Here is a 22,852-nt window from a genome sequence, read left to right as displayed (position 1 = left end):
CAGGACGCGTCGGCACAAGACTGACACGGCGTGGCCCGGCAGAGCGTCAGCCCAGGTCAGGCGCGTGCATGGCCCGTACGCCCTCGATGTTCCCATCGAGATAGTGCCGCAGGGACAGCGGGACTAGGTGGACGGAGGCGATGCCGACCCGGGTGAACGGGACCCGTACGGTCTCGTACTCGCCGCACGGCTCGTCCATCTCGGGGCCATGCCGCAGCGCCGGATCCATGGACTCCAGACGGCAGACGAAGAAGTGCTGCACCTTCACGCCGGTCGCGCCGCCGTCGTCGCCGATGTGCTCGACGGTGTCGACGAAGCAGGGCACCACATCGATGACCTTGGCGCCGAGTTCCTCGTGTACTTCACGGTGGAGGGCGTCGACGACAGTTGCGTCCTCCGGTTCGACCCCGCCACCCGGTGTGAGCCAGTAGGGGTCGACGCCGGGCTTGGTGCGCTTGATGAGAATCAGGTCGTCGCCATCCAGCAGGATGGCGCGGGCGGTGCGCTTGACCACGGGTCGGACGGTCATGGGAGGAATGTGGCCCGGTTGGTTCCACGTGAAACATCGCGAAGCCGCTGGGGTGTCAGGAGATGACTCAGAAGGGGGAGGTCGGGGGCCCGGGAGGGGACTTCACGACCAGTCGGCCGCGGCACGCAGCAGCCACTCGTGTGCCCGTGCGATATGTGGCATGGCGAGCGTGCCGGTGCGGACCACCAGAAAGTAGGTACGCAGCGGAGGCACCGCCGGATCGAGGAGCGCCACGACATCCCCGCGCTCCAGGGCGGCGGTGCACAGATACCGGGGCAGCACGGCGAGCCCCGCGCCCGTGGCAGCGCAGGCGAGTACCGCGCGGAGATCAGGCACGACGACAGTGCCGGAGGCCGCCGGGCGGCAGTCGAAGACGGAGGCCCAGTAGCGGGCGACGAGAGGAAGGGACTCGTGCACCTCGACGACGGGGAAATTCTCCAGCGTGTGGGCGCCCTTGCGGTGCAGCTTGCCGGGACCTATGCGGGAGGCCCAGCGCGGGGCGGCGACCAGGACGTGCTCCTCGTCGCAGAGCGGAGTCGCGGTGAGCAGCGGGCCGCGCGGTTGGGCTGTGGTGATGGCCAGATCGTGATGTCCGGCAGAGAGCCCGTCCAGCGTTTCTTCTGCGTTCCCGAAGGAGGCGCGCAGCGCGAAACCCTGGCCGTCGTCGCCCGTCAGCTCCGTCAGCGCGGGCAGGGCGCGTTCGGCGGTGAACTCCGGCGGCCCGGCGAGGTGCAGGGTCCGTAAGGAGGAGTCCACTTCGAGCCCGGTCTCGGCGATCTCCACCAGGGCGTCAAGGTGCGGTGCGGCCTTGTGGGCGAGCTCGTCGCCGATGGTCGTGGGTGTCACCCCGCGCGCCTGACGCAGGAAGAGTGGCCTCCCCAACTGCCGCTCCAGTGCGCGGATCTGTGAGGTGACGGCAGGCTGCGAGAGTCCGAGCAGTGCGGCGGCCCGGGTGAAGGAACCGGCACGGTGCACGGTCACGAACGTCCGCAGCAGCGCCAGATCCATGGTGCCACTCCCCTCCCACCGCTCCCGGCCGAGCCCCAACTATAAATAAGTCGATAGGTCGCTGTCGCTACTGTGATTGGACACTGACAAAGAGTCAACTAGCCTTGTGCGCGCGGTTCTTCGCGCGTGGAACCGGGACGGTCCGAGCCACGAGGGGGGAGGCTCGGACCGTCTGTTGTGCGTAGCGAAGTGCCACAACTCCCAGCTCGGACGGGCGTTGCCGCTCGCTCACCGGTCGCCCGGGAAGAACTCGGCCCGCGGACGAGAAGGGCTCGGCCCTCGGATCGGTGAAGGCGCTGATCGTTGAAGACTCAGTCCCCGGACTCGTCGAGCGCCCGCAGCACGTCCGCCACCAGGTCCTCCGGATCCTCGGCGCCTGCGGAGAAACGGATGAAGCCCTCGGGCACCGCGTCCCCGCCCCATCGTCCGCGCCGCTCGGCCGTGGACCGTACCCCGCCGAAGCTCGTCGCGTCGTCCACCAGCCGCAGCGCGTCGAGAAAACGATCGGCACGCGCGCGCGTGGGCAGCGTGAAGGACACCACGCACCCGAAGCGCCGCATCTGCTGCGAGGCGATCTTGTACGAGGGGTCGTCGGGCAGCCCCGGGTAGCGCAGCCCGGTCACCTCGGACCGATTCCGCAGCGCCTCGGCGATCGTCAGGGCGTTGGCTGTCTGCCGGTCGGCACGCAGGTGGAGGGTGGCGAGCGAGCGGTGTGCCAGCCATGCCTCCATGGGCCCGAGGATCGCGCCGACGACCTTGCGCCAGCGCCGTACGGGAGTCATCAGAGCGGCGTCGCGCCCGGTGACGTATCCCAGGAGGATGTCGCCGTGCCCGGTGAGCATCTTGGTGCCGCTGGCCACGGAGAAGTCGGCGCCGAGCTCCAGCGGGCGCTGCCCGAGAGGGGTCGCCAGTGTGTTGTCGACGGCGACGAGGGTGCCCTGTTCGTGTGCCGCCGTCACGAGCCGCCGTACGTCGCACACGTCGAGCCCCGGGTTCGACGGGGTCTCGATCCACAGCAGCTTCGCGCCGTCGAGGACGTCGAGCTGGGCGTCGCCGCCGGTCGGGGCCGTGCGTACCTCGATGCCGAACGCGGTCAGCTGCTCCCGCACCAGTGGCAGCACCTGGTAGCCGTCGTCCGGCAGTACCACGATGTCGCCGGCCCGCAGCTGGGAGAAGAGCACCGCCGAGATGGCGGCCATGCCCGAGGGGAAGGCGAGCGTCTCGACGCCGTCCTGGCCCGGGGCTTCCAGCTCGCCGATGGCGCTCTCCAGGAGTGTCCAGGTCGGGTTCTCGTCACGGCCGTAGGTGTACGGGCCGGTGGGTTCCCCCGGCAGATGGAAGTGCGCGGCGAAGACCGGGCCCGGGAGCGTCGGCTCGTACTTGACGGGTTCGGGCAGTCCGGCCCGCACGGCGCGCGTGCCGTCACCGCTCCCGGTGACGAAATCCCCTGACGTCATGCCGCTCGTCCCTCCACTTGCTCCTGCACGGCGGCGAGCAGCCCGCGGCTCGCCGCCTCCACCATCTCAAGACAATCCTCGAAGCCCTCGATATGTCCGTAATACGGATCGGGGACGTCGGGATCGGCGCCCGCGGCGGGGTCGTACGAACGCAGCAGTCGGACCTTCTCCGCGTCCTGAGGTGTGGGTGCGAGGCGGCGCAGGGCCTTGAGGTGGCCGGAGTCGAGGGCGATGACGAGGTCGAGGCGGGCGAACCACGAGGCCTGGAACTGCCGGGCCGCATGGTCGCTCCCGTAGCCGTGCGCCTCCAGCACGGCGACTGTGCGTGGGTCGGCGCCGTCGCCCTCGTGCCAGCCGCCCGTGCCCGCGCTGTCGACCTCGACCAGGCTGTCGAGCCCGGCCTCCTCTATGCGGGCACGGAAGACGGACTCGGCCATCGGGGAGCGGCAGATGTTGCCGGTGCAGACGAAGCAGATGGAGAAGGTCATCGGACGCACTCAGTCCTTGCCGTCGGGCAGGACGACGTTGAGCGCCCAGGACACGATCGAGATGATCAGGCCGCCCAGGACGGCGGTCCAGAAGCCCTCGACGTGGAAACTCAGGTCCAGCTTGTCGGACAGCCATGAGGTGAGCAGCAGCATCAGGGCGTTGACCACCAGTGTGATCAGGCCGAGCGTGAGGATGAAGAGCGGGAAGGTCAGCACCTTCACGACCGGCTTGACCAGGAAGTTCACCAGGCCGAACACCAGTGCTACGAGTAGGAGTGTGCCGACCTTCTTGCCCGTGCTGTCACCGGTCAGGGTGATCTTGTCCAGCACCCAGACGGCGATGGCCAGGGCCGCCGCGTTGGCGATCGTCTTGACTACGAAATTCTTCATGTGTCTGATCGTGGCAGAAGAGATCGACTGGCGAGCGCGGCTGTGGACAGAGCAGACCGCGTACGAGAGTGGACGAGGGCGATGAAGGCATTCCGGCTGGATGAACTGGAGGCGGAACGCGCCGCCAACGACGGTGCCTATCTGCAGTTTCTGCGAGAGCGGAACATGTCGGTCGGTCTGTACGCGCTCGACGCGGGGGACCAGGACCCGCAGCGGCCGCACCAGCAGGACGAGGTGTACTTCATCGTGAGCGGGCGTGCCTCGATCACGGTCGGTCTGGAGACCACGCAGGTGGCGCGGGGAAGCGTCGTCTACGTACCCGCGGGGGTCGCCCACAAGTTCCATCACATCACCGAGGACCTACGGGTTCTGGTGGTGTTCTCTCCGCCCGAGAGCTGACTGCCGTCTCGGGGTTCCCTAGGGGAACGGTCAGGGGGGAACAAGGGATGCGGGGCCCCCGTCCGGTTCCTCTCCGATCTAGCATCGAATGCGAGACACCAAAGAACCCGGAATCAGTGCCCCGGACTTGGGGCGACGGGCGGACAGAGGCAAGGACAAGGGCGATGCGAGAGATCTTCAACGGTATGCCGTGGTGGGTGAAGTGGGTCGCGGTGCCGGTCATCGCCCTCGTGGTGTTCGGTGGCCTGATAGCGACCGTCGTCGGCTTCGTCATCGGCCTGCTCTTCAAGGCGCTGATCTTCGTCGCGCTGGTCGGCGGCCTGATCTACGTCGTGCGAAAGTTCACGACGAGTTCGTCGTCGCGCGGCGACTGGTGAGGTGACGGGGAGGCGCGAGCGGGTGAGCGATCGGTAACGGGTGGGCCGGTAAAGGGAAGCCGAGGTTCCCTCGGCAGGGGGAAGTTTCCCGGTGGGGCGGTCTGCGAGCGGCGGCCGGCAGTTAAAGTCCGGAAGCTCGACGCGGGGTCGACCCCGCGAGCAGCGCACACCTCCCTCCCGTGTTCCCCCGCACGGGCGGTCCCCCTCGCGCTCAGGGAGTGCCCCTTGGCCACCGTTGACACCGTGCCCGCAACATCACACGCTCCACCTGTCCAGCGGTCCGGAGCGACTGCGGGGTCTCGTGTCCCGCCGACCCAGCCGCGCACGTCGCCCGGAGAGGCGCGCGCGAAGACTTCGCCCGCAGAGACGCACGACGGACGGACGGCAACCGCTGAGCAGGACGCTCCGCCGCCCGCGGCCACGCGCACTCCACCCGCGGCCGCCCACGCCCTGCTCGCCGGGGCACGAACGCCCCCGGCGGAGGCCGCGCCGCTGGAGCCGCACCCCACGACCCTCATCGGCTCCGTACAGCGGGCGATGCGCCTCCTGGAGGCCGTCGCCGCGCGCGAGCACGGTGCGCCCGCCAAACAGCTCGCCCGGGAGGCAGGGCTCGCGCTGCCGACGGCGTACCACCTGCTGCGCACTCTGGCTCACGAGGGCTATCTGCGCCGCGAGAAGGGACTGTTCTTCCTCGGCGAGGCCGCCGAGCGATTGAGCAGCAGCGGAGCCCAGCAGAAACGTCGCAGCACGGTGAGCGACCTGCTCGCGCACTGGCGCGATTTGATCGGCGTACCCGTGTACTACGCGACGTACCGCGACGGCGAGATCGAGGTCGTGTGCGTCGCCGACAGCCCGGGCAATCCCGCGGTCGAGGAGTGGGCCGACTTCCGGGAGACCGGGCACGCCCACGCGATCGGTCAGTGTTTGCTGTCGCAGCTGGACGAGAAGGTCCGCAGGGATCATCTCGACCGCTATCCGGTGCAGTCGATCACTCCGTACACGGTGCGTGACAGTGACAACCTGCTGCGGCGCTTGGAGCGCGTGGGGCGGATGGAGCTCGTAGTTGAACGACAGGAGTACGCGCTGGGCACGGTCTGCGCCGCGATTCCCCTCACTGTCGGCACCACCGCGTCGACCATGGCCATCTCCGTGCCGTCGCACCAGGCTGACCGACTCCTGCCCGCCGCACGCCAGTTGCAAGAGGAAATCGGCAGGCTGCCAGGGACACTCGCCATCTCTATCAGTATCTGAAAACTCACTCCTTGTGATCTGCTGTGTACGTTGAGCAAGATTCCAGCAGTGTCAGGGGGACGATTCCTGGCCAGTCGACGGCAAACGACGGGGTAGGCGATGCGTGAGTCGGTGCAGGCAGAGGTCATGATGAACTTCCTCGTCTCGGAGGAGCTCTCCTTCCGCATTCCGGTGGAGCTGCGATACGAGACCTGTGATCCGTACGCCGTGCGGCTGACCTTCCACTTGCCCGGCGACGCGCCCGTGACCTGGGCGTTCGGGCGGGAGTTGCTGGTCGATGGCGTGGGCCGGCCGTGTGGCGACGGTGATGTGCACATCGCACCCGCCGACCCGGACGCGTTCGGCGAGGTGCTGATCCGGCTCCAGGTGGGCGGCGATCACGCGCTGTTCAGGTCCGGCGCGGCGCCGCTCGTGGCGTTCCTCGACCGTACGGACAAGCTGGTGCCGCTCGGGCAGGAGCGTTCCCTCGCCGACTTCGACACCCACCTCGACGAGGCGCTGGACCGCATCCTGGCGGAGGAGCAGAGCGCGGGCTGAGCGCAGCCTCGCTCCCCAAGTGGAGTAACGCTTCCTCTCAACCGGCCCTGCGTACAGGGCAGAGGTCGCACGGCGCGCCAAGTGCCCTGGGCGCCGCCTGGCTTCAGTGCTTACGGCGGCGGCCCTTCCCGCCGCGTACCGGCGTCCTGGCGGCCTCCACGGGCTCCACAGGGCCGCCCGGAGCCACGGGCCGGCCTACCGGAGTCCCCGTGCGGTCGGCCGAGACGACCAGGGCGGCCAGTGCGGTGGTGACCGGCACAGAGGCAACCAGGCCGATCGATCCGACCAGGGTGCGCACGATCTCCTCGGCGACCAGTTCGCTGTTGGCGACTGAGCCGATGCTGCTCTGCGCGATCGAGAAGAGCAGCAGCAGGGGCAGCGCCGCGCCCGCGTACGCCAGCACGAGCGTGTTGACGACCGAGGCGATGTGGTCGCGGCCGATGCGGATGCCCGCGCGGTACAGCCCCCGCCAGCCCATCGTCGGATTCGCCTCGTGCAGCTCCCAGATCGCGGAGGTCTGCGTCACCGTGACGTCGTCGAGCACACCGAGCGAACCGATGATGACGCCCGCGAGCAGCAGACCGCTCATGTCGATGTTCGGATACAGACCGTGGATCAGGCCGGTGTTGTCGTCCGTGTTGCCGGTCAGGGCGGCCCAGCTGATGAACACGGATCCGAGCACCCCGATCAGCAGCAGCGAGAGCAGGGTGCCGATCACCGCCACCGACGTCCGGGCCGAGAGGCCATGGCACATGTAGAGGGCGATCAGCATGATGGCGCTGGCCCCGACGACCGCCACGACCAGCGGATTCGAGCCCTGCAGGATGGCGGGCAGGATGAAGAACGTCAGGATCATGAAGCTGACGGTCAGCGCGACCAGCGCCATGACGCCGCGCAGCCGGCCCACCCCCACGACGACCAGCGCGAAGATCCCGGCGAGCAGTGCCATCGGGATCCTGCGGTTCACGTCGCTGACCGAGTACTGCAGGTCCTTGGGCGCGGAGGGCTCGTACGCGACCACGACCTTCTCGCCCTGGTGCAACTGGCGTGACTGGTCCGGCTGGACGATCTCGGTGAACGTACGGCCCTTGTCGCTGCCGGTGTCGACCCGGATCGTCGCCTTCTTGCAGTCGCCCGTCGCCTGCTGCTGTGCGGAGGAGCCCTCGGCGGTGGAGGTGTCGCCGGTCGGGGTCTCCCCCGAGGCGTTCACAGAATTGCAGTCCACCTTGTCGATCTTGGTGACCGTCGCCTGCTGGGTCTGCCGGTCGAAACCGACGCCGGTGCGCTCGTGCCCTGGGGCGCCGCCCGGCCAGAGCACCACGAGCCCCACGACGACCGCGGCGGCGAAGGGGATCAGCACCGCGCCGATGACCTTGCGCAGGTGCTTGGAGACGGGGGCAGCGGGGCCATGGCTGTGACTGTGCGAGTGGCCGTGGCTGTCGCCCGGGCCCTGTCCGCCACCGGGTCCCTGGCCACCACCGGACCACTGCCCACCGCCCGGCCCATGGCCGTCGCCGGGTCCTCTGCCGCCACCGGGGCCGTGTCCGTGGCCGTCGCCGGGGCCATGTCCGTGCGGCGGCTCGGATGGCGGAACAGGGGGCTGCTGCATCGTGGTCACCGGCCGATCATCGCAAGAACGGACGGGGCCCACTGTTCAGCGCGCCCGATGTGACGCTAGCGTGGAGGCACCTTTGCACACGCGGGAGCTCGGAGCACCGGGCTGAGAGGGCGCTGACCTTCGTCTTAGCGATGTTTCACATGAAACATCGGCAGACGGAAGCCGCTGCGTCGACCGCCGAACCTGTTACCGGGTAATGCCGGCGTAGGGAGTAGGTCTCATGACCAACAAGGACGTAGTAGGCACGCCTGCCTCCAGCCAGACGGACGGGGTTCCTTCCCTGTCCCAGAGCGACGAGGCCGGGCGGTCCATCGGCTGGCACAAGGCGTACGTCGAGGGTTCGCGCCCCGATCTGCGGGTGCCGGTCCGTCAGGTGCACCTCACCAACGGGCAGTCCGTCACGCTGTACGACACCTCCGGCCCGTACACCGATCCGACCGTCGACACCGACGTACGTAGGGGCCTGGCACCGCTGCGCGAGAACTGGGTCATCGCCCGCGGCGACACCGAGGAGTACGCGGGCCGCCCGATCCGTCCCGAGGACGACGGGATCAAGCACACCTCACCGCGCGGAGGCCTCCGTAACCTCGACGCGGTCTTCCCGGGGCGGCCGCGCCAGCCGCGCCGGGGCCGCTCCGGACAGGCCGTGACGCAGCTCGCGTACGCCCGTCGCGGCGAGATCACGCCCGAGATGGAGTTCGTGGCGGTCCGCGAGAACGTCGCCGCCGAGGTCGTACGCGAGGAGATCGCCGCCGGCCGCGCGGTGCTGCCTGCGAACGTCAACCACCCGGAGATCGAGCCGATGATCATCGGCAAGCGGTTCCTGGTGAAGGTCAACGCCAATATCGGCAACTCCGCGGTGACCTCCTCCATCGAGGAGGAGGTGGACAAGATGACCTGGGCCACGAAGTGGGGCGCGGACACGGTCATGGACCTGTCCACCGGCCGCAACATCCACACCACCCGCGAGTGGGTACTGCGCAACTCCCCCGTGCCGATCGGCACCGTGCCGCTCTACCAGGCGTTGGAGAAGGTGGACGGCCGCGCCGAGGAGCTGACCTGGGAGATCTACAAGGACACGGTCATCGAGCAGGCCGAGCAGGGCGTGGACTACATGACGGTCCACGCGGGCGTGCGCCTGCCGTTCGTACCCCTCACCGCGAACCGCAAGACCGGCATCGTCTCGCGCGGCGGCTCGATCATGGCGGCGTGGTGCCTGGCGCACCACCAGGAGAGCTTCCTCTACGAGAACTTCGAGGAGCTGTGCGAGGTCCTCGCGGCGTACGACGTCACGTACTCGCTCGGTGACGGGCTGCGGCCGGGGTCGATCGCGGACGCCAACGACGCCGCGCAGTTCGCGGAGTTGAGGACGCTCGGGGAACTCAACACGATCGCGAAGCGTTTCAATGTTCAGACCATGATCGAAGGCCCGGGGCATGTCCCGATGCACAAGATCAAGGAGAACATCGACCTTCAGCAGGAGATCTGTGATGAAGCTCCGTTCTATACGCTCGGCCCGCTGACGACGGACGTCGCGCCGGCGTACGACCACATCACCTCCGGCATCGGTGCCGCGATGATCGCCTGGTGGGGCACGGCCATGCTCTGCTATGTCACGCCCAAGGAGCACTTGGGCCTGCCCAACCGTGACGACGTCAAGACCGGCGTCATCACCTACAAGATCGCCGCCCACGCAGCCGACCTCGCCAAGGGGCACCCAGGTGCGCAGGTATGGGACGACGCGCTGTCCGACGCCCGCTTCGAGTTCCGCTGGGAGGACCAGTTCAACCTGGCCCTCGACCCGGACACGGCACGGGAGTTCCACGACGAGACCCTCCCGGCCGAGCCCGCCAAGACGGCCCACTTCTGCTCCATGTGCGGGCCGAAGTTCTGCTCCATGAAGATCAGTCACAGCATCACCGAGCAGTTCGGCGGTACGGCGGCTGCGGGGGCCTCCGCTGAGGAGGTCGCTGAGGGGATGCTGCAGAAGTCGAAGGAGTTCGCGGCGAGCGGGAACCGGGTGTATCTGCCGTTGGCCGACTGACTGAGAAGACGGGCGGTGCGCCGGAGCTGTTGAGACAGGTCCGGCGCACCGCCCGGACATCGGGCTCCCCATGCTGCGACGCGTTCGAGTACGTAGCCGTCGAGTTCGGGCGGTGGGAGGTTGAGCGCGGTCACGGCCGAGGAGCGCGACTCCTGGCGAGGGGTATTCCGACGCCCGAAATCCCAGAGTCTGGGCGGACAGGTAGCGGCTTCTCCGCACACTGGTGTCGCGGCCGCTGGAGGTTCCGTGCGGTCGGACAGGGATATGCGTCCGGTCTCGCGGGCCTGGCCACCGACTTCGGTATCAGCGTGGACGAACAGACAGACGCCCCCGTGGGCGCGCGGGCCGCCACCCCGGTGCCCGCTCCGACATCAACACCCGCTTCGACGCCAACGCCTGCCGCAATGCCCGGTGCCCCCAGCCCTCATCCCCCACAAACCTCGCCTCACCGCTGTACTGGAAGGGCGTCGTGGCCGACGGGGTCGAGCGGATGGCCGCAGTCGCCGCGGAGTTGGACGGCGACGGGGTGATGCAGGCATCGCCGGTCTCGCGGACCCGGAGCTGTACGACCGGCCGCTGTCCCAGTTCCCGGCCCGGGTGACCGCAGCACGGCAGCTGGGCATCACCTGAGGCCGAGGCCGCCGCGTGGGAACGTACGCAGCCAACCGTATGCGGGCAACGTGCCGCGCGGGAGCGTACGTACGCAGCCGACTGGATGCCGGTCCGCGCCGTGTGGGCACGTACCAGTCGATCGGATCCAGGCAACCCGCCACGTGCAAGCCTATGCAGCCGACCGGACGCGGGCCCGCGCCGATGGGGCGCGAGCCCGGTTCCTCGTCACGTGACCGTCCCCGACCGTCGGCCGGTCGGCCGGGCGTCACTCCGGCTGGTGTTCAGGCCCCCCGAAGTCCGGGCTGGAGAAGTCCGGGCTCGAGTAGCTCGGGCGCGGGCCCGCCGCCGGGCCGCCGTCGGGGCTGCTGAACCCCGGCCGGTTGTAGCCCAGTTGCGGCATACGGCTCGTCGGTGTCGGCGACGGACGGCCGTATGCCGCCGAGCCCGGGTCCGCGAGTGCCTCCCGGAGGAACGGCAGGATGCCGCGCTCCAGGAGGGCCTCGCGCCAGGCTTCCCTGGCCCGGGCGACCTGTTCGTCGAGCTCGCCGTGTGCTCCGGCCTGGAGCGAGGACGAGCCGTTGCGCAGTGCGGTGAGCAGGAGGCCGACCGCGGCGACCAGAATCGCGGCCGCCGTGATCGCACCGAAGACCCACCCGGTGGTCAGGAGGGTCTTGGCGAACGCCGGCTCGGGGTCGAGCATTTTCAGGATGTACCCCACGAGCAGGAATATCGCCGCGGCTGTCCCGGCGAGGACGGGGGCGAGCACCGCGACGACGGCGATGGCGCCCGCGCCGGCTGTCTCGGTGACCTCCCCCACGGTGGCGGCGAGCCCCATCGCGCTCGAACCCGGCTCGGCGGAGCCGGCTTCCTTGCGGACGGGGGTGGTCGGCGCCGGCTGGCGCAGCTCCTCACGGACCTGCACGTAATGCTGGTACTCGGCGGTCGCGGCCACCGTGATGAGCGCGGTGGCGTTGAGCGCCATGGTGCGCAGTTGCTCCGGGTTGAGCCGCTGGCCGACAGCGGCGAGTTCCGGGCGGTGTGGTGCGGAGCGCAGCGCCTCATCGAGGATCCGCTCGTAGTCCTGGCGGTCCTCGCTCAGCAGGTGCTGCGGAACGCTGTTCATCTGCATCCCCCGATGCTCCGTAGGGCTGATGGCTCGCACGCTGACGAGCCGTTGGGCAGAAACGGAGGGGAGCCTGCTACGGATAGTCCGATGGTAGAGCGGTGACGGCACGCCGTGACAGGGGGTTTCCAGAAATTGCCCCCTGGCCAGCACGGTCCTTCACAGGGCGATGTCTGCCCGAAGAACCCTCAGCTGTCCAGTGGCAGTTGCTGGACCAGCAGTTTTCCGGCCATGGTCACACCGCCGTCCATCGCGATGGCCAGTCCGTCGGCGTAGAGATGAGGTCCTTCGACCACGGGGCCCGCACTGTCCTCGCCGTCCTCCGAGCCCACGTCGCCCAGGAGGTACGGGATGGGACTGTGCCCATGGACGATGCGTGAGCCGCCGTACATGTCCAGCAGGGAGCGCACGGCCTCGGCGCCGCCGTCGTCGCGGAAGGCGAAGCGCTTGGTGAGCTTGCGGAACAGGTCCCAGCACTCGTCCGCGTCGTTGCGGGTGAGGGTTTCGCGGATGGTGTCGTTGACCGCCTCGATCGAGTCGCCGTAGTCGAGGTAGGCGGTGGTGTCGGAGTGCACCAGGAGGTGTCCGTCGACCTGCTCCATGGCGTCGAGGCGGGCCATCCACTGCAGGTGGTGGTCCTGGAGACGGTCCATGTCGGTCTTCTGGCCGCCGTTGAGCAGCCAGGCGGCCTGGAAGGTGGCGGTGCCCGCGCCGGAGTTGACGGGGGTGTCACCGAAGCGTCTGGCGCCGAGCAGCAGCAGCTCGTGGTTGCCCATGAGTGCCTTGCAGTAGCCGCCGGCGGCGGCGGCCTCGGCGGACAGCCGCATCACGAGGTCGATCACGCCGATGCCGTCCGGGCCGCGGTCGGTGAAGTCGCCGAGGAACCACAGGCGCGCGGTCCCGGCCGACCAGTCGCCTGCGTCGTCGATGAGGCCCTGCTCCTGGAGCGCGGCGACGAGCTGGTCGAGGTAACCATGCACATCGCCTACGACATACAGCGGGCCCGGTCCGTCGGCGCCCTCCGGAGCGGCGGGGTCGACATCGACCTGAACCGTGTCACCCCGAGTGATGACGGGCAGATCGCGCCGCGTCGGCGTGTACCCCTCGGGCTCCTCGGCCGGTCCCGCGTCCTCGTCGGGCGGAGTGTCCTGCGCGTACGGACCGGTCTCGTGGACGTACGCGGGCACCCGGAAGTCGCGCAACGTCGCCGTCCGCGCCACCTCGGGTACCTGACCGGCCCCCTGAGTCATCGACCCCTCCACCACCATCGCGCCGCATCTGCACCGGATCGGACTGCCTGGTCGCAGCGGCCCGCGGTGTCGTGGGCCCATCATAGGAATGCGGATCGCGCCATGTGATGACCCAGGGGTGGTGAATCGGAGCAGGAGTCCGGTTCACCGGGGTTTTCGTCCGAATTGGGCGATGCTTTCCCGCCGTGCCCGCACCGGACGTCAACCTTTCTCGGGTGATCGGGGCGGACTCACCGTCGTCCGCGGCGGACGACGTTGCGAGGAGGTCCGCACGATCAGCTCGGTCGGTATCACCTGCTCGACCGGTTGGTCCGATTCGACCCCCTCGATGGCGTCGATGAGGAGCTGGACGACCGCTGTGCCGATCCGGCGTGGTTTGAGTGAGAGCGTCGTGATGGGCGGCTCGGTGCTGGCGTAGACGGTGGACTCGCTGCAGCAGACGAGGAGCAGATCCTCCGGTACGCGCAGACCGTAGCGCCGGGCGGCGGCCAGCAGATCGGTGCCGTTCGGGTCGAAGAGCCCGTAGACGGCGTCGGGGCGGTCTGGGCGGGCGAGCAGCCGGTCGGCGGCGACGGCTCCCGCGCACGGATCGTGCGCCGGGTAGGCCTCGTAGACCGGATCCTGGCCCACGCGCTCGCACCAGCGCAGGTAAGCGGTGGTGGAGAGGTGGGTGTAGGTGTCGGTGGTGGTGCCCGTGAGGAGGCCGATCCGGCGGGCGCCGGCGTCGGCCAGGTGGTCGAGGATGCCGAGGACGGCGGCCTCGTGGTCGTTGTCCACCCAGGCGGTGACCGGCAGCGAGCCGGCCGGGCGGCCGTCGGAGACGACCGGTAAGCCCTGGCGGACCAGTTCGCTGACCACGGGGTCGTGGTCGGACGGGTCGATGACCACGGTTCCGTCCAGGGCGACGTTGGACCACACGTCGTGGCGCGAGGTCGCGGGGAGGATGACCAGGGCGTAGCCCCGGGCCAGCGCGGCCGACGTGGCGGCTCTGGCCATCTCCGCGAAGTACGCGAACTCGGTGAAGGTGAAAGGTTCATCCCCGTACGTCGTCACGGTCAGGCCGATGAGGCCCGACTTGCCGGTACGGAGGGTTCGGGCCGCGGCCGACGGGCGATAGCCCAGCCGGTCGGCGACCTCGCGGACATGGCGTCGGGTGGCGTCCGGGAGCCGGCCCTTGCCGTTGAGGGCGTCGGAGACGGTCGTGATGGACACTCCGGCGGCTGCGGCCACATCTCTGATGCCCGCCCGTCCCGGCCGACCGCCGCGGCGGGTTGTCTCCGCCCGGCTCACCTGGTGCTTCCCTGCTGCTGTCATGGCGAGCCGATAGTAGGGCTCATGCGGTGGGGTAGTGCGGACGCATATGCACTCGTTGACAGGCACGTTTCTGCATGGTCGAAATGGGCCAACTGCCTTAGAAAAGAAGTCAGTTGAACGATCCAATGGCAGGACGTGACTTGTCGGCGCGCATGGGCCTGCCAACCGGGCCATGTCTCGAAGAGGTCTCAACTCACCTTGACGAGGGATGCGCGCCACGGCGTGAGCCACCGGCGCGCGGCGCGAAGCTCAGCGCGCCCCCATTCGTGTGCCTTCGTACGGAGATGATCACTCGGGCTGTTCGTGGCGGCGAGGTGGTTGTCCACAGGCCATTCGCAGCGGCGCGGAATCCTCATAGGGTGAGGAGCATTGGTAGCCGGCGGTGATCATGAGCCGACGGTGGTCGCGAGGAGGACTGCGGTGAGCGAGACGAGCCCCAAGCTGCGTGCCGAGCTGGAGGGTATCCCCACCTACAAGCCCGGCAAGCCGGCCGCGGTCGGTGGTGCGGTGGCGTACAAACTGTCCTCCAACGAGAACCCGTATCCGCCGCTGCCCGGGGTGCTCGAGAGCGTGACCGCCGCGGCCGGCTCCTTGAACCGCTACCCGGACCTGGCGTGCACCGGTCTGATGAACGAACTGTCGGACCGCTTCGGCGTCCCCCTCTCGAACCTGGCCACCGGCACCGGTTCCGTCGGAGTCGCACAGCAGCTGGTGCAGGCCACGAGCGGCCCGGGCGACGAGATCATCTACGCCTGGCGGTCCTTCGAGGCGTACCCGATCATCGCGCAGATCAGCGGGGCGACCCCGGTCGAGGTGCCGCTGACGCCGGGCGAGGTGCACGACCTGGACGCGATGGCGGACGCGATCACCGACCGGACCCGGCTGATCCTCGTCTGCAACCCCAACAACCCGACCGGCACCGTGGTGCGCCGGGCCGAGCTGGAGCGGTTCCTGGACCGGGTGCCCAGCGATGTGCTGGTGGTCCTGGACGAGGCGTACCGCGAGTTCATCCGCGATGTCGAGGTGCCGGACGGCGTCTCGATCTACCGCGACCGGCCCAACGTCTGTGTGCTGCGCACCTTCTCCAAGGCGTACGGGCTCGCGGGCCTGCGGGTCGGTTTCGCGATCGCCCATGACCCGGTTGCGGCGGCACTGCGCAAGACGGCGGTGCCCTTCGGTGTGAGCCAGCTCGCACAGGACGCGGCGGTCGCCTCGCTGCGCGCCGAGGACGAACTGCTCGGCCGGGTCGGCTCCCTGGTGTCGGAGCGCGTGCGGGTGGTCGAGACGCTGCGCGGGCAGGGCTGGACGGTGCCCGAGACGCAGGCCAACTTCGTGTGGCTGCGGCTGGGGGAGCGCACGCTCGACTTCGCCGCCACCTGCGAGCAGGCAGGGGTCGTCGTGCGGCCGTTCGCCGGCGAGGGGGTCCGGGTGACGATCGGCGAGACCGAGGCGAACGACATCTTCCTCAAGACGACGGAGGGGTTCCGCAAGGAGCTCTGATTGCCTACGGCGGTTCCTGGTCCGCCACGAGTTCTACGCGTACGGGGTCGCCGTCGCGCACGGTGGCGAGCGTGTGGGGGTCGCCGTCGACGCGACCCAGCACGTTGCACGGGCTCGCGAGGCGGCATTCGGTGCCCCGCGAGACCGGGGTCGGCCCGTAGGGGAGCGCGATGGCGTCGCCGTCGGTCCAGAAGGCCACCGTGCCGGGCTCGACGACCTGTTGGGCGCCGTCCTCGCGGGCGACGGAGACGCCGGTGTCGAAGTAGACCTCCTGGCCCCAGGTGCGGGCGGTGGAGGCGAGCGGCAGCGCCTGGGCGAGGGCTTGGGCGGTCGGGGTGTCGTCGAGGGCCGCGGTGAGGTTTCCCGCGGGCCACGAGATCCGTATCCGCGTGCCTGCCTCTGTCCTTGCCTGCATGACCAGGGATTCAACAAGGCGTTGAAGGGCTTGCCAAGGGTTCGAACCGGCCTCTTTGTGTCGACAATCCGTCAGTGACCAGCCGGTCCGCGCTTAGGCACCCCCCGCCTGTCAACCCTCGAACGGCCATGCGTCATACTTGCTTGTGAATGTGAACGCGTTCACAAACGTGTCCCGGTTGCTCCCGCGATGTTCGTGACAAAGGGGGCAAACTGCCGCTGTACCACGGCGATGTAAGGAGACTGACGACGTGGAATTGGCTTTGGCGCCCGAGACTCTGGCGCGCTGGCAGTTCGGCATCACCACCGTCTACCACTTTCTCTTCGTCCCCCTGACGATCTCGCTCGCCGCACTCACGGCGATCCTGGAGACCGCCTGGGTGCGAACGGGCAAGGAGCACTACCTCAGGGCGACCAAGTTCTGGGGGAAGCTGTTCCTGATCAATATCGCCATGGGTGTCGTGACCGGCATCGTGCAGGAGTTCCAGTTCGGCATGAACTGGTCCGACTACTCGCGCTTCGTCGGTGACGTCTTCGGTGCCCCGCTCGCCTTCGAGGCGCTGATCGCCTTCTTCTTCGAGTCCACCTTCATCGGGCTGTGGATCTTCGGCTGGGACAAGCTGCCGAAGAAGATCCACCTCGCGTGCATCTGGATGGTCTCGATCGGCACGATCCTGTCGGCGTACTTCATCATGGCGGCCAACTCCTTCATGCAGCATCCGGTCGGCTACCGGATCGTGAAGAAGGCGGACGGCAGTACACGGGCCGAGCTCACCGACTTTCCCAAGGTGCTTTTCCAGGAGACGGTGCTCGTCAACTTCTGGCATGTCATCAGCGCCTCCATCCTGGTCGGCGGCGCCTTCATGACCGGCATCGCCATCTTCCATCTCCGCAAGAAGCAGCACATCCGGACCATGCGGATGTCGCTGCGGCTCGGCCTGGTCACCGCGCTCGTCGGCACGATCCTCACCGTCGTCAGCGCCGACACCCTCGGCAAGGTGATGTACGACCAGCAGCCGATGAAGATGTCGGCAGCCGAAGCCCTGTGGGACTCGGAACAGCCCGCGCCCTTCTCACTCTTCGCGTATGGCGACGTCGCCAAGGGCCACAACACGGTCGCCATCGAAATCCCGGGGATACTGTCCTTCCTCGCCAAGAACGACTTCAACGCCAAGATCCCCGGCATCAACGACCTCAACAAGGCCGAGCAGGAGAAGTACGGGCCCGGCGACTACCGTCCCAACATCCCCACCGCCTACTGGTCGTACCGCTGGATGATCGGCTTCGGCGGCGTCTCGATGATTCTGTGCGTCGTCGGCCTCTGGCTGACCAGGCGGAAGTTCTGGCTGGCAGCGGAACACCGCACGGGGGACGAGGACGTGCCGAAGCTTATGCTCACCAAGCAGAGGGAGCTGACGCCGAAGCTGGGCATCTGGTGGTGGCGACTGTCCCAGTGGACGCTGATCTTCCCGCTCATCGGCATCTCCTGGGGCTGGATCTTCACGGAAACCGGACGTCAGCCCTGGGTGGTGTACGGCCTGTTGAAGACCAAGGACGCCGTCTCGCCGGGGGTCTCGCAGGGCGAGGTGCTGACCTCTCTGATCGTGTTCACCCTGATCTACGCGATCCTCGCCGTCATCGAGGTGAAGCTGATGGTCAAGTACGTCAAGCAGGGGCCGCCCGAGCTCACCGAGGCCGACCTCAACCCGCCCACGAAGATCGGCGGCGACTCCACTGACGCCGACAAGCCGATGGCCTTCTCCTACTAGGCCCAGGGAGCCACTGAGTCATGGAACTCCACGATGTCTGGTTCGTCCTCATCGCGGTCCTCTGGACCGGCTACTTCTTCCTGGAGGGCTTCGACTTCGGGGTCGGCATCCTCACCAAGCTGCTGGCCCGCGACCGTACCGAGAAGCGGGTCCTCATCAACACCATCGGACCCGTCTGGGACGGCAACGAGGTCTGGCTGCTCTCCGCGGGCGGCGCGACCTTCGCCGCCTTCCCCGAGTGGTACGCCACGCTCTTCTCCGGCTTCTACCTGCCGCTGCTGCTCATCCTGCTCTGCCTGATCGTGCGCGGTGTCGCCTTCGAGTACCGGGTGAAACGGCCCGAGGAGTACTGGCAGCGCAACTGGGAGAACGCGATCTTCTGGACCTCGCTGATCCCCGCGTTCATGTGGGGCGTGGCCTTCGGCAACATCGTGCGCGGTGTGAAGATCGACCAGCACTTCGAGTACGTGGGCAGCTTCTGGGACCTGCTCAACCCGTACGCGATCCTCGGCGGTCTGGTCACGCTGACGCTGTTCACCTTCCACGGGACGGTGTTCGTCGGGCTCAAGACCGTCGGGGACATCCGGGAGCGGGCGCGGAAGCTGGCGCTGAAGCTCGGTCTTGTGACCGCCGTGCTGGCTCTTGCCTTCCTGATCTGGACCCAGATCGACAACGGTGACGGCAAGTCCCTGGCCGCGGTGATCGTTGCGGTGGCCTCGCTCGTCGCGGCGCTGGTGGCGGTGAAGGCGGGCCGTGAGGGCTGGGCGTTCATGCTGTCGGGGCTCACGATTGTGGCGGCCGTCGCGATGCTCTTCCTGTCTCTCTTCCCGGACGTCATGCCGTCCTCGCTCAATGACGACTGGAGTCTGACGGTCACCAACGCTTCGTCGAGCCCGTACACCCTGAAGATCATGACCTGGTGTGCGGGGATCGCGACACCGATCGTCCTGCTCTACCAGTCGTGGACGTACTGGGTGTTCCGCAAGCGGATCGGTACGCAGCACATCGCCGTGGACGGCACGCACTGAGTCCCGCTGTGCGCGCTGGGTCCGCCCAAGCGCGCCGAGTCCGAATAACGGCATGTTTCACGTGAAACATGCCTGATGAGCCAAGGGTGTGTTTCACGTGAAACCAATCGACCCGCGCCTGCTTCGGTACGCCCGCGCCACTCGCTTCTTCCTCGCGGCGGTTGTCGGTCTGGGGGCCGCCGGGGCGGCGCTGGTCATTGCCCAGGCGATGATCATCGCCGAAGTGGTGGTCGGCGCGTTCCAGCACGGCTACTCGGTCGCTGAACTCCGCGCGCCGCTGGGCCTGTTGGTCCTGGTCGCGGTGGGGCGGGCCGTTGTTTCCTGGCTCACCGAGCTCGCCGCGCACCGGGCGAGCGCGGCGGTCAAGTCGGAGTTGCGGGGGCGGCTGCTGGAGCAGGCCGCGCTGCTCGGTCCCGGCTGGCTGAGCGGGCAGCGGACGGGTTCGCTGGTAGCCCTTGCCACACGGGGAGTTGACGCACTCGACGACTACTTCTCGCGTTATCTGCCGCAGTTGGGGCTCGCGGTGGTGGTCCCTGTGGCAGTGCTCGCGCGGATCGTCACCGAGGACTGGGTGTCGGCGGCAATCATCGCCGGCACGCTGCCGCTGATCCCCGTCTTCATGATTCTCATCGGCTGGGCCACCCGGAGCCAGATGGACCGTCAGTGGCGGATGCTGTCGCGGCTCTCCGGACACTTCCTGGACGTGGTCGCGGGGCTGCCCACGCTCAAGGTGTTCGGCCGGGCCAAGGCACAGGCCGAGTCGATCCGGAAGATCACTGGCGACTACCGGCAGGCGACCATGCGGACGCTGCGGATCGCCTTCCTGTCGTCCTTCGCGCTGGAACTGCTTGCCACGATCTCGGTCGCGCTGGTCGCGGTGACCATCGGTATGCGACTCGTCCACGGCGAGATGGATCTGTACGTGGGGCTCGTCGTCCTCGTCCTCGCGCCCGAGGCGTATCTGCCGCTGCGGCAGGTGGGGGCGCAGTACCACGCCGCCGCCGAGGGACTCTCGGCGGCCGAGGAGATCTTCTCGGTGCTGGAGACACCGGTGGCCGCCTCGGGCTCGCTCCCCGCGCCGGAGGGCGAGATCGGCTTCGAGAGCGTGACCGTGCGGTACCCGGGACGGTCAAGTGATGCGGTCTCGGACGTCTCCTTCGCCGTCGGGCGGGGGGAGACCGTGGCTCTTGTCGGGCCGAGCGGTGTGGGCAAGTCGACGCTGCTGAACGTACTGCTGGGATTCGTGGAGCCCACCGAGGGGCGGGTACGGATCGGGGGAGTCGATCTCTCCGAGGTCGACCTGGCGGACTGGCGCTCGCGGGTCGCCTGGGTACCGCAGCGCCCCCACCTGTACGCCCGGTCCATCGCCGATAACGTACGTCTGGCGCGGCCCGACGCGGACGACACGGCGGTACGGCAGGCGCTGGCCGACGCGGGCGCCACCGGCTTCGTCGACGCGCTGCCTGACGGGGCCGACACGGTGCTCGGTGAGGACGGCGCCGGACTGTCGGCCGGCCAGCGCCAGCGTCTCGCTCTGGCCCGGGCGTTCCTCGCGGACCGTCCGGTACTGCTCCTCGACGAGCCGACGGCCACGCTGGACGGGGCGACGGAGGCGGAGGTCGTAGAGGCGGTGCGGCGGCTCGCTGTAGGGCGGACGGTGCTGTTGGTGGTGCACCGGCCCGCGTTGCTGGGAGTGGCCGACCGCGTGGTGCGGCTGGAGCCCGGGGCAGACGCCCAGGCGTCCGGAGTGCCAGACGCCGCGGCGTCTGGAGTGCCCGCCCAGGCGTCCAGGTCGGTGCATGCCGGAGACGCGCGGGAGATCCGGGCGGCTACTGAGAGGCCCTGGAGCGTGCCAGCGGCAGCTGGGGACGACTCGCACCTGTCCACGCGAGGGCGTGGAGGCGTACTTGCCCGCGTCCGTGCCATGGCTGCCCCCAGGCGGGGAGCGCTCGCCCTCGCCCTCCTGCTCGGCAGCCTCGCCCTCGGGAGCGCCGTCGGGCTGATGGCCACCTCCGGGTGGCTCATCTCACGGGCCGCTCAGCAGCCGCCCGTGATGTATCTGATGGTGGCGGTGACAGCCACCCGGGCGTTCGGGATCGGGCGGGCCGTGTTCCGGTACACGGAGCGGCTCGTGTCGCACGACGCGGTGCTGCGGATGCTGGCCGACACCCGGGTCGCGGTGTACCGGCGCCTTGAGCGGCTGGCGCCCGCGGGGCTGCGGGCGACCCGGCGCGGGGATCTGCTGTCGCGGCTCGTCGCCGATGTCGACGCCCTCCAGGACTACTGGCTACGGTGGCTGCTGCCCGTCGGGGCCGCGGGTCTCGTGTCCGCCGGCTCCGTCGCCTTCACCGCGTGGCTGCTCCCCGAGGCCGGTGCCGTTCTCGCCGTGGGGCTGCTGGCGGCCGGGGTCGGCGTGCCGCTGCTGACCGGCGCCGTGGCGCGCCGTGCTGAGCGGCGGCTGGCACCCGCGCGCGGTGTCCTGGCGACACAGGTGGCCGATCTGCTCACGGGAACAGCGGAGTTGACGGTCGCGGGTGCGCTGCCCGCTCGTACCGCCGAGACGCGCAGGGCCGACTCGGTGCTCACCCGCCTCGCCTCCCGGGCCGCCACCGCGACCGCACTCGGCGACGGGCTCACCGCGTTGGTGTCCGGGCTGACGGTCGCGGCCGCTGCCCTTGTGGGCGCCCAGGCGGTCGCCGCCGGGCGGCTGAGCGGCGTGGCGATGGCCGTCGTCGTCCTCACTCCGCTGGCCGCCTTCGAGGCCGTCCTCGGACTGCCGCTCGCCGTCCAGCACCGCCAGCGGGTGCGCAAGAGCGCGGAGCGGGTGTACGAGGTGCTGGACGCCCCCGACGCCGTACGCGAACCGGAAGAGCCGGCGCAGGCGCCCGCGTCCGCGTTCCCCCTGGTCCTCAAGGAACTGGGCGCTCGGCACGCCGGACAGGACCGGGACGCGCTCGCCGGGCTCGACCTGACCCTGGAACAGGGCCGCAGGGTCGCCGTCGTGGGTCCCTCCGGGTCCGGCAAGACCACGCTCGCGCAGGTGCTGCTGCGGTTCCTGGACGCGGACGCGGGGACGTACACGCTGGGTGGAGTGGACGCGTACGAGTTGGAAGGGGACGCCGTACGCCGACTGGTCGGGCTGTGTGCCCAGGACGCGCACCTCTTCGACAGCTCGGTGCGCGAGAACCTGCTGCTGGCCCGGAAGGACGCGACCGAGGCCGAGCTGCGTGACGCGCTCGCGCGGGCCCGGCTCCTCGACTGGGCCGACGGGCTGCCCGACGGGCTCGACACGCTCATCGGCGAGCATGGCGCCAGGCTCTCCGGGGGCCAGCGCCAGCGGCTCGCGCTCGCCCGCGCGCGGCTCGCCGACTTCCCCGTCCTCGTCCTGGACGAGCCCGCGGAACACCTCGACCTGCCGACGGCCGACGCCCTCACCGTGGATCTGCTCGCCGCGACCGAGGGCCGTACGACGCTGCTGATCACCCACCGTCTGGCCGGGCTTGACGCGGTGGACGAGGTGATCGTGCTGGCGGAGGGCCGTGTGGCCCAGCGGGGGCCGTACGCGGAGTTGGCGGCGGTCGAGGGTCCGCTGCGGGAGATGGCGAAGCGGGAGGCGGCGGGGGATCTGCTGGTCGGTGCCGTGGTCTAGTGGCCCTGTCGGCCCTGTCGGCCCTGTCGGCCCTGTCGGCCCTGTCGGCCCTGTCGGCCCTGTCGGCCCTGCCGATCCCGCTGACCTCGCAGCCT

At 69.1% G+C, this 22,852-nt stretch carries 19 protein-coding genes, 1 pseudogene and 1 riboswitch; of the genes and pseudogenes, 10 read left to right on the top strand and 10 right to left on the bottom strand.

What is annotated here, in order from left to right:
* Positions 1-46 precede the first annotated feature (46 nt).
* The 5 genes from AB0N66_RS29825 to AB0N66_RS29805 all read right to left on the bottom strand — a co-directional run bounded on the left by AB0N66_RS29825 (position 47) and on the right by AB0N66_RS29805 (position 3,872).
* Positions 47-529: an NUDIX hydrolase gene (locus tag AB0N66_RS29825; RefSeq protein WP_365440769.1), complete on the bottom strand. Its 483-nt coding sequence runs from the start codon at positions 527-529 to the stop codon at positions 47-49.
* A gap of 102 nt (positions 530-631) precedes the next feature.
* Positions 632-1,537, bottom strand: a complete 906-nt coding sequence (locus AB0N66_RS29820; protein ID WP_365440767.1) for a LysR family transcriptional regulator — start codon at positions 1,535-1,537, stop codon at positions 632-634.
* Positions 1,538-1,848: 311 nt separating this feature from the next.
* On the bottom strand, positions 1,849-2,994 hold the full coding sequence (locus AB0N66_RS29815) for a cystathionine gamma-lyase (RefSeq protein ID WP_365440765.1): 1,146 nt from the start codon (positions 2,992-2,994) through the stop codon (positions 1,849-1,851).
* Positions 2,991-3,482: a low molecular weight protein-tyrosine-phosphatase gene (locus tag AB0N66_RS29810; RefSeq protein WP_365440763.1), complete on the bottom strand. Its 492-nt coding sequence runs from the start codon at positions 3,480-3,482 to the stop codon at positions 2,991-2,993. The genes AB0N66_RS29815 and AB0N66_RS29810 overlap by 4 nt, the downstream gene beginning before the upstream one ends.
* 9 nt (positions 3,483-3,491) lie before the next feature.
* Positions 3,492-3,872 carry a phage holin family protein gene (locus AB0N66_RS29805; RefSeq protein WP_365440761.1) on the bottom strand — a complete coding sequence of 127 codons (381 nt, stop codon included), beginning with the start codon at positions 3,870-3,872 and terminating at the stop codon, positions 3,492-3,494.
* Positions 3,873-3,953: 81 nt separating this feature from the next.
* On the opposite strand from AB0N66_RS29805, the gene AB0N66_RS29800 reads away from it, so the two are divergent.
* From AB0N66_RS29800 to AB0N66_RS29785, 4 genes are all read left to right on the top strand, one after another.
* Complete coding sequence (locus AB0N66_RS29800) at positions 3,954-4,271, top strand: cupin domain-containing protein (protein WP_266458532.1); 318 nt, start codon at positions 3,954-3,956, stop codon at positions 4,269-4,271.
* A 164-nt stretch (positions 4,272-4,435) separates the two neighbouring features.
* A complete protein-coding gene (locus tag AB0N66_RS29795; RefSeq protein ID WP_365440758.1) occupies positions 4,436-4,648 on the top strand; it encodes a DUF5326 family protein in 213 nt (70 codons plus the stop codon).
* 450 nt (positions 4,649-5,098) lie between these two features.
* Entirely contained in the window at positions 5,099-5,899 is an 801-nt protein-coding gene (locus AB0N66_RS29790) for an IclR family transcriptional regulator C-terminal domain-containing protein (protein ID WP_365440856.1), read from the top strand.
* 99 nt (positions 5,900-5,998) lie between these two features.
* Positions 5,999-6,436 (top strand): SsgA family sporulation/cell division regulator, encoded by a 438-nt coding sequence (locus AB0N66_RS29785; protein WP_365440756.1) that lies wholly within the window; start codon positions 5,999-6,001, stop codon positions 6,434-6,436.
* Positions 6,437-6,539: 103 nt separating this feature from the next.
* Here AB0N66_RS29785 and AB0N66_RS29780 read toward each other — a convergent pair whose 3' ends face one another.
* Positions 6,540-8,054 carry a YibE/F family protein gene (locus AB0N66_RS29780; RefSeq protein WP_365440754.1) on the bottom strand — a complete coding sequence of 505 codons (1,515 nt, stop codon included), beginning with the start codon at positions 8,052-8,054 and terminating at the stop codon, positions 6,540-6,542.
* A 71-nt stretch (positions 8,055-8,125) separates the two neighbouring features.
* Positions 8,126-8,282: riboswitch (TPP riboswitch) on the top strand.
* Between AB0N66_RS29780 and thiC the strand changes: the two genes are divergently transcribed.
* Positions 8,275-10,098, top strand: coding sequence for a phosphomethylpyrimidine synthase ThiC (gene thiC / locus AB0N66_RS29775; protein WP_365440752.1), 1,824 nt, complete (start codon positions 8,275-8,277; stop codon positions 10,096-10,098). Its footprint overlaps the riboswitch before it by 8 nt.
* Positions 10,099-10,325: 227 nt before the next feature.
* Positions 10,326-10,636 (top strand): annotated as a pseudogene (locus tag AB0N66_RS29770) (stress response protein); the annotation flags it as partial.
* Between the two features lie 339 nt (positions 10,637-10,975).
* Here the strand turns inward: AB0N66_RS29770 and AB0N66_RS29765 are convergent.
* The 3 genes from AB0N66_RS29765 to AB0N66_RS29755 form a co-directional block, all read right to left on the bottom strand.
* Entirely contained in the window at positions 10,976-11,839 is an 864-nt protein-coding gene (locus tag AB0N66_RS29765) for a hypothetical protein (protein ID WP_365440750.1), read from the bottom strand.
* A gap of 182 nt (positions 11,840-12,021) precedes the next feature.
* Positions 12,022-13,098, bottom strand: a complete 1,077-nt coding sequence (locus AB0N66_RS29760; RefSeq protein WP_365440854.1) for a metallophosphoesterase — start codon at positions 13,096-13,098, stop codon at positions 12,022-12,024.
* A 186-nt stretch (positions 13,099-13,284) separates the two neighbouring features.
* Positions 13,285-14,397 (bottom strand): LacI family DNA-binding transcriptional regulator, encoded by a 1,113-nt coding sequence (locus AB0N66_RS29755; protein WP_365440748.1) that lies wholly within the window; start codon positions 14,395-14,397, stop codon positions 13,285-13,287.
* A 420-nt stretch (positions 14,398-14,817) separates the two neighbouring features.
* Here AB0N66_RS29755 and hisC point away from each other — a divergent pair, with 420 nt between their 5' ends.
* Positions 14,818-15,897: a histidinol-phosphate transaminase gene (hisC, locus tag AB0N66_RS29750; protein ID WP_365440746.1), complete on the top strand. Its 1,080-nt coding sequence runs from the start codon at positions 14,818-14,820 to the stop codon at positions 15,895-15,897.
* A gap of 4 nt (positions 15,898-15,901) precedes the next feature.
* Here hisC and AB0N66_RS29745 read toward each other — a convergent pair whose 3' ends face one another.
* Positions 15,902-16,312: a cyclophilin-like fold protein gene (locus AB0N66_RS29745; protein ID WP_365440744.1), complete on the bottom strand. Its 411-nt coding sequence runs from the start codon at positions 16,310-16,312 to the stop codon at positions 15,902-15,904.
* 250 nt (positions 16,313-16,562) lie between these two features.
* On the opposite strand from AB0N66_RS29745, the gene AB0N66_RS29740 reads away from it, so the two are divergent.
* The 3 genes from AB0N66_RS29740 (at position 16,563) to cydD (ending at position 22,757) form a co-directional block, all read left to right on the top strand.
* On the top strand, positions 16,563-18,080 hold the full coding sequence (locus AB0N66_RS29740) for a cytochrome ubiquinol oxidase subunit I (RefSeq protein WP_365440742.1): 1,518 nt from the start codon (positions 16,563-16,565) through the stop codon (positions 18,078-18,080).
* A 20-nt stretch (positions 18,081-18,100) separates the two neighbouring features.
* The gene (gene cydB, locus AB0N66_RS29735; RefSeq protein WP_365440740.1) at positions 18,101-19,108 is read left to right on the top strand and encodes a cytochrome d ubiquinol oxidase subunit II; all 1,008 of its coding nucleotides are present in this window, start codon (positions 18,101-18,103) and stop codon (positions 19,106-19,108) included.
* Between the two features lie 97 nt (positions 19,109-19,205).
* A complete protein-coding gene (cydD, locus tag AB0N66_RS29730) occupies positions 19,206-22,757 on the top strand; it encodes a thiol reductant ABC exporter subunit CydD (protein WP_365440738.1) in 3,552 nt (1,183 codons plus the stop codon).
* The last annotated feature ends 95 nt before the right edge of the window (positions 22,758-22,852 follow it).

The sequence above is a fragment of the Streptomyces sp. NPDC093544 genome (genome assembly GCF_040683495.1).
Classification (GTDB): Bacteria; Actinomycetota; Actinomycetes; order Streptomycetales; family Streptomycetaceae; genus Streptomyces.
This window is presented reverse-complemented; position numbering and strand designations above follow the sequence as displayed.